This is a genomic window from Streptomyces sp. DH37, assembly GCF_029813835.1.
Taxonomy (GTDB): Bacteria; Actinomycetota; Actinomycetes; order Streptomycetales; family Streptomycetaceae; genus Streptomyces.
The window spans coordinates 1-8,704 of the sequence record NZ_JARVKV010000117.1 but is presented as its reverse complement, the minus strand read 5'-3'; the positions used below and the strand labels follow the sequence as shown (position 1 = coordinate 8,704).

Sequence of the window (8,704 nt, the reverse complement as noted above, 5' to 3'; positions counted from 1 at the left end):
GGGAGGCCGCCGCGGCACCGTCGTGTTCAGGCCGGTCCGGTCCGGTCCGCCGGTCAGGGCAGGTCGGTGTACGGCGCGAGGAAGGCCCGGGCGCCGGGGGTGTCGAGGCGGTAGGCGACGTTGGTGGCGTAGCAGGGGGAGTCGCCGGTGATGGTGGTGCCCACCAGGAGGCGTTCGCCGTCGATCTCGGCGAAGTTGGGGCCGCCGGAGTCGCCGTAGCAGGCGCCGCCGTTGCCCTGCGGGGCGGTCATGGCCACGCGCACCCACGCCTTGTTGAGGGCGTTGAAGGTGGTGGGGGCCTTCATCCGCACGCCGCCGCCGGGGTGGGTGTGGCCGCCGGGGCCGCGCTGTGCCTCCTGGGTGCCGTAGCCGGCGACGGTGAGGTCGGCGCCGTCCAGCCCCCGGGGGCCCAGGGCGTCGAGCTGTCCGGCGGTGGGCAGGGTGGCCGGGGTGAAGTCCCAGCGCTCGGCCGCCTTCCGGGCGGGGACCTCGACGACGGAGATGTCGCGGGTGTCGGAGGAGGGCCCGGGGTAGGCCGGGTGGTTGTGGACGGTGCCCTCGACGGCGACGGCCGCGGCGACGGCGTGGGGATCGCCCGGGTGCTCCCGCGCGGCCGCGTCGAGGGCGGCCCGCACGTCCTGCTCCAGCGAGACGTGGAAGCGGGCGCCGGCGGGCCAGTCGGTGGTGCAGTGGGCGGCGGTGAGGAAGGTGTCGCGGTCGATCATGGTGCCGGAGCAGAACCAGTCGACGCGGTCGGGGGTGGTGGCGTCCTCGTCGTGGTCGTAGGTGACGACGAGCGCTCCGACCTCGGTCCGTTCGGGGGCCGGTGCGGAGTTGTAGGTGCTGATGGCCGCCGCGGGGGTCGCGGCGGCCACCGTGAGCGCGGCGGCGGCCACCGTGAGCGCGGTGGCGGTCGCGGCGTGCTTCCGGGGAGAGGTCAGGCGTATGGCCCGCACGATCGGTGCCCTTTCGGTCCTGGCCGCCCCGGTGGCGGCCCGGACCGGTATTGAAGCGCACCGGCCCGGCCGCGGAGAACCCCGTGACCTGTGGTTTTTCGGTGAGGAACGGTCAGTTGCCCGGTGCGTCGCTGGGGGCGTCGCGCAGCAGGCAGGTGAGCCGGGCGCTGCACACGCGGCGGTCCTGCTCGTCGGTGACGGCGATCTCGTAGGTGGCGGTGGACCGGCCGCGGTGCAGGGGGGTGGCGGTGCCGGTGACCGTGCCGGAGCTGAGTCCGCGGTGGTGGGTGCAGCTGAGGTCCACCCCGACGGCGATCTTGGTGGGGCCGCCGTGGAGCATGGCGCCGACGGAGCCGAGCGTCTCGGCCAGGACGGCCGAGGCGCCGCCGTGCAGCAGCCCGTAGGGCTGGGTGTTGCCCTCGACGGGGAGGGTGCCGACGACCTTCTCGGGCGCGGCGTGGGTGATGACCAGGCCCATGCGCTCGCCGAGGCGCCCGGCGGAGAACAGGGCGGGCAGGTCGATGCCGAGCCCGGCCCACTGGTCGAGGATCTCCTGGGGGAAGACGGTGCTGGTCGGCTCGCCCATGGGCTCGTGGCTCCGATCGTCGTGCCGGGGCCGGTGCGGCGCACCGCCTCCGGAAGGTGATGGGTGTGCTCTACACGGTCTTACTTATCAGAGGCCGGGCGGGGGGCCGGGGCGGGGGTGAGCCGGATCACCACGGACTTGCTGGCCGGGGTGTTGCTGGTCTCGGCGGTGGCGTCGAGGGGGACCAGGACGTTGGTCTCGGGGAAGTAGGCGGCGGCGCAGCCGCGGGCGGTGGGGTAGTGGACGACGCGGAAGCCGGGCGCGGTGCGTTCGCGGCCGTCGGTCCACTCGCTGGTGAGGTCGGCGTAGGAGCCGTCGGGCAGGCCGAGCCCGGCGGCGTCGGCGGGGTGGACGAGCACCACGCGGCGGCCCCCCTTGATGCCGCGGTAGCGGTCGTCGAGGCCGTAGACCGTGGTGTTGTACTGGTCGTGGGAGCGCAGGGTCTGCAGCAGCAGGCGGCCGGGCGGCACCCGCGGCCACTGGAGCGGGGCGGCGGTGAAGTTGGCCTTCCCGGTGGCGGTGGGGAAGCGCCGCTCGTCGCGCGGGGCGTGGGGGAGGGCGAAGCCGCCGGGGCGGGCGACGCGGGCGTTGAAGTCCTCGAATCCGGGGACGGTGCGGGCGATGCGGTCGCGGATCGCGGCGTAGTCGGCCTCGAACTCCTCCCAGGGGACGGGGTGGCCGGGGCCCAGGACGCGGCGGGCCAGCCGGCAGACGATGGCGGGCTCCGACAGCAGGTCCCCGCTCGCCGGGGCCAGGCGCCCGCGGGAGGCGTGGACCATGCCCATGGAGTCCTCGACGGTGACGAACTGCTCGCCGCCCGCCCGGACGTCGCGCTCGGTGCGGCCCAGGGTGGGCAGGATCAGGGCGCGGGCGCCGGTGACGCAGTGGGAGCGGTTGAGCTTGGTGGACACGTGCACGGTCAGCCGGGCCCGCCGCACGGCGGCCTCGGTCACCTCGGTGTCGGGGGAGGCGGCGACGAAGTTGCCGCCGAGGGCGAAGAACACCTTCGCCTCCCCGTCGCGCAGGGCGCGGATGGCGTTCACCACGTCCAGGCCGTGCTCGCGCGGCATGGGGACGCCGAACTCCCCCTCCAGGGCGTCGAGCAGGGCCGGCGCGGGCTTCTCGACGATGCCCATGGTGCGGTCGCCCTGGACGTTGCTGTGGCCGCGCACCGGGCAGACCCCGGCGCCGGGGCGGCCGACGGCGCCGCGCAGCAGCAGGAGGTTGACGACCTCGCGGATGGTGGGCACGGCGTGCCGGTGCTGGGTCAGCCCCATGGCCCAGCACACGACGGTGCGCTCGGAGGCGAGGACCATCTCGGCGGCGCGGTCGATGTCGGCCGGGGCGAGCCCGGTGGCGCGCAGCACGTCCCCGGGGTCGGTGGCGCGGGCCGCCGCGGCGAACTCCTCGTAGCCGTGGGTGTACTCGCGGACGAACGCCTCGTCCACCCCGCCCTCGGCCTCCAGCACACGGCGGCACAGCTCGCGGAAGAGGGCCTGGTCGCCGCCGATGCGGATCTGCAGGAACAGGTCGGTCAGCGGGGTGCCGGAGCCGGCCAGGCCGCGCAGGGTCTGCGGGTTGTCGAACCGCTCCAGGCCCGCCTCGGGCAGCGGGTTGACGGTGATGATCCGCGCGCCGCCCTTCTTCGCCCGCTCCAGCGCCGAGAGCATCCGCGGGTGGTTGGTGCCCGGGTTCTGGCCGGCGACGATGATCAGGTCGGCGCGGTGGAGGTCCTCCAGGAGCACGCTGCCCTTGCCGACGCCGAGGGTCTCGGTCAGCGCCGCGCCGGAGGACTCGTGGCACAGGTTGGAGCAGTCGGGCAGGTTGTTGGTGCCCAGGCAGCGGGCGAGGAGCTGGTAGAGGAACGCGGCCTCGTTGCTCGTGCGGCCGGAGGTGTAGAAGACGGCCTCGTCGGGGGAGGCCAGGGCGCGCAGCTCCTCGGCGACGATGCCGAAGGCCTCGTCCCAGCCGACCGGCTCGTAGCGGTCGGATCCCTCGGCCAGGTACATCGGACGGGTGAGGCGGCCCTGCTGCCCCAGCCAGTACCCGGAGCGCGCCGCCAGGTCGGAGACGGGGTGCTCGGCGAAGAAGGCGGGGGTGACCCGCCGCAGCGTGGCCTCCTCGGCGACGGCCTTGGCGCCGTTCTCGCAGAACTCCGCGGTGTGCCGCCGCTCCGGCTCGGGCCAGGCGCAGCCGGGGCAGTCGAAGCCGTCCGCCTGGTTGACCCTGAGCAGGGTCAGCGCGGTGCGCCGCACCCCCATCTGCTCCCCGGCCATGCGCAGGGAGTGGGCGACGGCGGGCAGCCCTGCCGCGGAGCGCCGCGGGGCGCCGACCTCGGGGGCGTCCTGGACGGGGTCGGTGGCGGGCGGCTTGCGCTTCATGACCGGTGATCCTGCCACGCGCCACCGACATGCGACAGCGGCTCGAGGGCGGTCCGTGAACCGATGTCGGTGGTGCGTGGCAGGATCGGGGCGTGGCCAACAAAGCATCGAAAGCGACCGCAGCACAGTCCGAGCCGTCGGAGGAGAGGCGCCTGCTCCTGCTGGACGGGCACTCCCTCGCCTACCGGGCGTTCTTCGCGCTGCCCGAGGAGAACTTCTCCACCACCACGGGCCAGCCGACGAACGCGATCTACGGTTTCGCCTCGATGCTGGCGAACACACTGCGCGACGAGGACCCCACCCATCTGGCGGTCGCCTTCGACGTGTCGCGCACGACCTGGCGCACGAAGGAGTTCACCGACTACAAGGCGAACCGCTCCAAGACCCCGGACGGCTTCAAGGGGCAGGTCGAGCTGATCGGCGAGCTGCTGGACGCGATGGGCGTCCGGCGGTTCGCGGTGGAGGGCTTCGAGGCGGACGACATCATCGCCACCCTGGCCACGCAGGCGGTGGCCGAGGGCTTCCACGTCTCCATCGTCACCGGCGACCGCGACTCCTTCCAGCTCGTCAACGACGCGACGACGGTGCTGTACCCCACCCGCGGGGTGTCGGAGCTGACCCGCTTCACCCCCGAGAAGGTGGAGGAGAAGTACGGCCTGACCCCCGAGCAGTACCCGGACTTCGCGGCCCTGCGCGGCGACCCGTCGGACAACCTGCCCGGCATTCCCGGGGTGGGGGAGAAGACGGCCGCGAAGTGGATCAGGCAGTTCGGCTCCCTGGCGGAGCTGCTGGAGCGCGCCGACGAGGTCAAGGGCAAGGTCGGGGAGAAGCTGCGCGAGCACCTGGACGGCGTCCGGCTCAACCGGCGGCTGACGGCGCTGGTGTGCGACGTGGAGCTGCCGGCCGGCCCGGCGGACCTGGCGCGGGCGCCGTACGACCGCAAGGCGCTGGAGGTGGTGCTGGACGCGCTGGAGTTCCGCAACGCCGGCTTCCGCGACCGGCTGTACGCGGCCGACCCGGGCGCGACCGGGCAGGAGGCGGCCCCGGCGGACGGCGTGGAGGTCGACGGAGTGGTCGCCGGCACCGGCGAGCTGGCCCCCTGGCTGGCCGAGCACACGGCCCCCGGCGCCGGGCCGCTGGGCGTGGCCACCGTCGACGACTGGAAGCTGGGGGCGGGCAGCGTCGGCGAGGTCGCCCTGGCCACGGCCGGGGGCCCGGCCGTGTGGTTCGACCCGGCGCGGCTGGACGAGGCCGACGAGCGGGCGTTCGCCGCGTGGATCGCCGACGAGACCCGGCCGAAGGTCATGCACGACGCCAAGGCGGTGATGCGGGTCTTCGCCGAGCACGGGTGGAGCGTCGCGGGCGTGACGATGGACACCGCGCTGGCCTCCTACCTGGTGCAGCCCGGCCGCCGCTCCTTCGCGCTGGACGCGCTGTCGGTGGAGTTCCTGGGCCGGGAGCCGGCCCGTGTCGCCGAGAGCACCGGGCAGCTGGCGCTGGGGGCGGACGAGGAGGCCGAGGCGGACGCGCTGATGGGCCGGGCCCGTACCGTCCTGGACCTGGGCGGGGCGCTGTCCGGGCGGCTCGACGAGGTCGGCGCGGCCGACCTGCTGAAGGACATCGAGCTGCCGACCTCGGACCTGCTGGCGAGGATGGAGCGGGCGGGCATCGCCGCGGACCGCGAGTGGCTGGGCCGCATGGAGCAGCAGTTCGCCGCGGCCGTCCAGCAGGCGGTGCGCGAGGCGCACGCCGCGGTGGGCCACGAGTTCAACCTCGGCTCGCCCAAGCAGCTCCAGGAGGTGCTCTTCGGCGAGCTGGGCCTGCCCAAGACCAAGCGGACCAAGACCGGCTACACCACGGACGCGGACGCGCTGGCCTGGCTGGCGACGCAGACCGACCACGAGCTGCCGGTGGTCATGCTGCGCTACCGCGAGCAGTCCAAGCTGCGCACCACCGTCGAGGGCCTGATCAAGACGATCGCCGCCGACGGCCGCATCCACACCACCTTCAACCAGACGGTGGCCGCGACGGGCCGGCTGTCCTCCACCGACCCCAACCTGCAGAACATCCCGGTGCGCACCGACGAGGGCCGGGCCATCCGCCGGGGCTTCGTGGTCGGCGAGGGGTACGAGTCGCTGCTGACGGCCGACTACAGCCAGATCGAGCTGCGGGTGATGGCGCACCTGTCGGAGGACGAGGGCCTGATCGAGGCGTTCACCTCCGGCGAGGACCTGCACACCACGGCCGCCTCCCAGGTCTTCGGCGTGCCCAAGGACCGGGTGGACCCGGAGATGCGCCGCAAGATCAAGGCCATGTCGTACGGGCTGGCCTACGGGCTGTCGGCCTTCGGCCTGTCGCAGCAGCTGGGCATCACCGCCGACGAGGCGCGCAGGCTGATGGACGCCTACTTCGAGCGCTTCGGCGGGGTGCGCGACTACCTGCACCGGGTGGTGGAGGAGGCGCGGGCCACCGGCTACACCTCCACCATCCTGGGCCGCCGCCGCTATCTGCCCGACCTCAACAGCGACAACCGCCAGCGCCGCGAGATGGCCGAGCGGATGGCGCTCAACGCGCCGATCCAGGGCACCGCCGCGGACATCGTGAAGATCGCGATGCTGAGGGTGGACCGGGCGCTGACCGAGGCGGGGCTGCGCTCGCGCATGCTGCTCCAGGTGCACGACGAGATCGTGCTGGAGGTCGCCCCGGGCGAGCGGGCGGACGTGGAGGAACTGGTGCGCCGGGAGATGGCCGGGGCCGTCCGGCTGAGGGCCCCGCTGGACGTCTCCGTGGGCTCCGGTGAGAACTGGGAGAACGCCGCCCACTGAGGAGACCGCGAGAGGCCGCATGCCGCCCGGGGCCGTGACGACCGCCCGGGCGGCACACGGGCGGCCGGAAGCGGTCGGGGGCCGTCGGGCACCGCCGTCCGGACACCGCTCGGACACCGGGACGCCGCCGGAAGCGGCCGCGGCGGAACGTGAACGGCGGGCCGACGGCGGTGGTGGACGATCGTGAACATCCGGTGGAACGGTCGTGCGCGTCGCGGCGTCGTCCCCGGGTGTGGTGGATCGGGTGCCGAACTTGCCGTAGTGTCCCGCTCGTTACCGTTCGCGGGGGAACGGAGCGGTCGGCGCGCGAACGCAGGGCACGCGCCGGGCGCGCCGGGTCCACCGGGCGCACAAGGTGTGCACACCGTACAGAGCGCGTGAAAGCGCCGCATCCGTCCGACAGGTGCGGTGCGGCAGCGCGGAACAGCAGCGTGGAGGGGTCTGGCAGATGGCGGCTCGGCGGCTCGTGGGCAGGGTCCGAAGGGGCGTTACCAGCACTGCGGTGGCCGCGGCGGCGATGGCCGCGCTCACCGCGTCGCAGGGACCCGGCGTGGAACTCGTCCAGCCCGGCGGCAGGGACGCCGCCACCTCCCCGGACGCGTCCGACCTCCCCGCCGACGGCAACTCCCCCTACCACACCGAGCTTCCGCCGCTGGTCAAGCCGGACAAGCCCGGCTCCTCCAACGACCTGCCGGGCGCCACCGGCCCCGCCGAGTCCGGCATACCCGCCACCGTCCTGGCCGCCTACAAGAAGGCGGAGCGGACCCTCGGCGACGAGCGGCCCGGCTGCAACCTCCCCTGGCAACTCCTGGCCGCGATAGGCAAGGTGGAGTCCGGGCAGGCGCGCGGCGGCGCCGTGGACGCCCAGGGCACCACCCACAAGCCGATCCTGGGCCCCGCCCTCAACGGCGTCGGCTTCGCGCACATCTCGGACACCGACGGCGGCGCGTACGACGGCGACACCCGCTACGACCGGGCCGTCGGCCCCATGCAGTTCATCCCGTCCACCTGGGCCACCTGGGGCGCGGACGGCAACGGCGACGGCCGCGAGGACCCGAACAACATCTACGACGCCGCGCTCGCCGCCGGCCGCTACCTGTGCGCGGACGGCAGGAACCTGTCGGACCCGGCCGACCTGGAACGGGCCGTCCTCAGCTACAACCACTCGCGGGAGTACCTGCGGACCGTGCTGTCCTGGCTGGAGTTCTACCGCAAGGGCGTCCGGGAGGTCCCCGACGGCGAGGGCGTGCTGCCCGAGAGCCCGGGCGCGGGCAACGAGTCGCGGCCCGCACGGCCGGTCACCGAACCCGTCACGCGCCCGGGCGGCGGGGCCGACGGCCCGAAGGGCGGCGGCGCCGGCAAGGGCGATGGCAAGGGCGGCGGCAGGGGCGAAGAGGACGGCAGCGGCGACGGCACGCCCTCGCCGCGGCCGCCCGTGTCCGGAGGGGGCACCATCAAGCCCCTGCCGCCCACCGAGTCGCCCGAGCCCGTCCCGCCGGCTCCCAAGCCCACCGACCCGGAGAAGCCCACCGACCCGGAGGAGCCCGGCGAGGAGCCGGAGGAGCCCACCGATCCGGAGGAGCCCACCGATCCGGAGGAGCCCACCGATCCGGAGGAGCCCGGCGAGGAGCCGGAGGAGCCCACCTGCCCGACGGACCCCGAGGAGCCGGAAGACCCTGAGGAGCCGCAGGAGCCCGGGGCCCCGGCACCGTCCGAGACGCCCGCCCCCTCGCCGTCGCCCACCCCGACCGGCGACCCGGAGGAGCCCGGCGAGGAGCCGGAGGAGGACCCCTGCGGGGACGAGGACGACGGGAACGACGACGAGAACGACCAGAACGACGGCGCGGAGGCCGAGGACGGCGCCGGGCAGGAGGACGGGAAGGGCCGGACGCCCGCCCCGTCCGTCGGCGCCACCGTCGAGGGCCGGCTGGAGGACTGACCGGCGGACCCGGACCC

5 protein-coding genes are annotated in these 8,704 nt (G+C 74.4%); 2 read left to right on the top strand and 3 right to left on the bottom strand.

Going from position 1 to position 8,704, the window contains the following annotated elements:
* Window positions 1-53: 53 nt before the first annotated feature.
* From QC029_RS29895 to QC029_RS29885, 3 genes are all read right to left on the bottom strand, one after another.
* The gene (locus QC029_RS29895; protein WP_279558983.1) at window positions 54-956 is read right to left on the bottom strand and encodes a trypsin-like serine protease; all 903 of its coding nucleotides are present in this window, start codon (window positions 954-956) and stop codon (window positions 54-56) included.
* A 112-nt stretch (window positions 957-1,068) separates the two neighbouring features.
* On the bottom strand, window positions 1,069-1,542 hold the full coding sequence (locus QC029_RS29890; RefSeq protein ID WP_279558982.1) for a PaaI family thioesterase: 474 nt from the start codon (window positions 1,540-1,542) through the stop codon (window positions 1,069-1,071).
* Window positions 1,543-1,622: 80 nt separating this feature from the next.
* Window positions 1,623-3,923, bottom strand: a complete 2,301-nt coding sequence (locus QC029_RS29885) for an FdhF/YdeP family oxidoreductase (protein WP_279558981.1) — start codon at window positions 3,921-3,923, stop codon at window positions 1,623-1,625.
* A 92-nt stretch (window positions 3,924-4,015) separates the two neighbouring features.
* Between QC029_RS29885 and polA the strand changes: the two genes are divergently transcribed.
* Together polA and QC029_RS29875 are read left to right on the top strand one after the other, a co-directional pair.
* Window positions 4,016-6,748 carry a DNA polymerase I gene (gene polA / locus QC029_RS29880; protein ID WP_279558980.1) on the top strand — a complete coding sequence of 911 codons (2,733 nt, stop codon included), beginning with the start codon at window positions 4,016-4,018 and terminating at the stop codon, window positions 6,746-6,748.
* Between the two features lie 448 nt (window positions 6,749-7,196).
* Complete coding sequence (locus QC029_RS29875) at window positions 7,197-8,687, top strand: lytic transglycosylase domain-containing protein (RefSeq protein WP_279558979.1); 1,491 nt, start codon at window positions 7,197-7,199, stop codon at window positions 8,685-8,687.
* The last annotated feature ends 17 nt before the right edge of the window (window positions 8,688-8,704 follow it).

Excerpts from the sequence above, each read along its gene's own strand:
- QC029_RS29890 (WP_279558982.1), bottom strand. The coding sequence starts at position 1,542 with ATGGGCGAGCCGACCAGCACCGTCTTCCCCCAGGAGATCCTCGACCAG.
- QC029_RS29885 (WP_279558981.1), bottom strand. The coding sequence starts at position 3,923 with ATGAAGCGCAAGCCGCCCGCCACCGACCCCGTCCAGGACGCCCCCGAG.
- QC029_RS29875 (WP_279558979.1), top strand. The coding sequence starts at position 7,197 with ATGGCGGCTCGGCGGCTCGTGGGCAGGGTCCGAAGGGGCGTTACCAGC.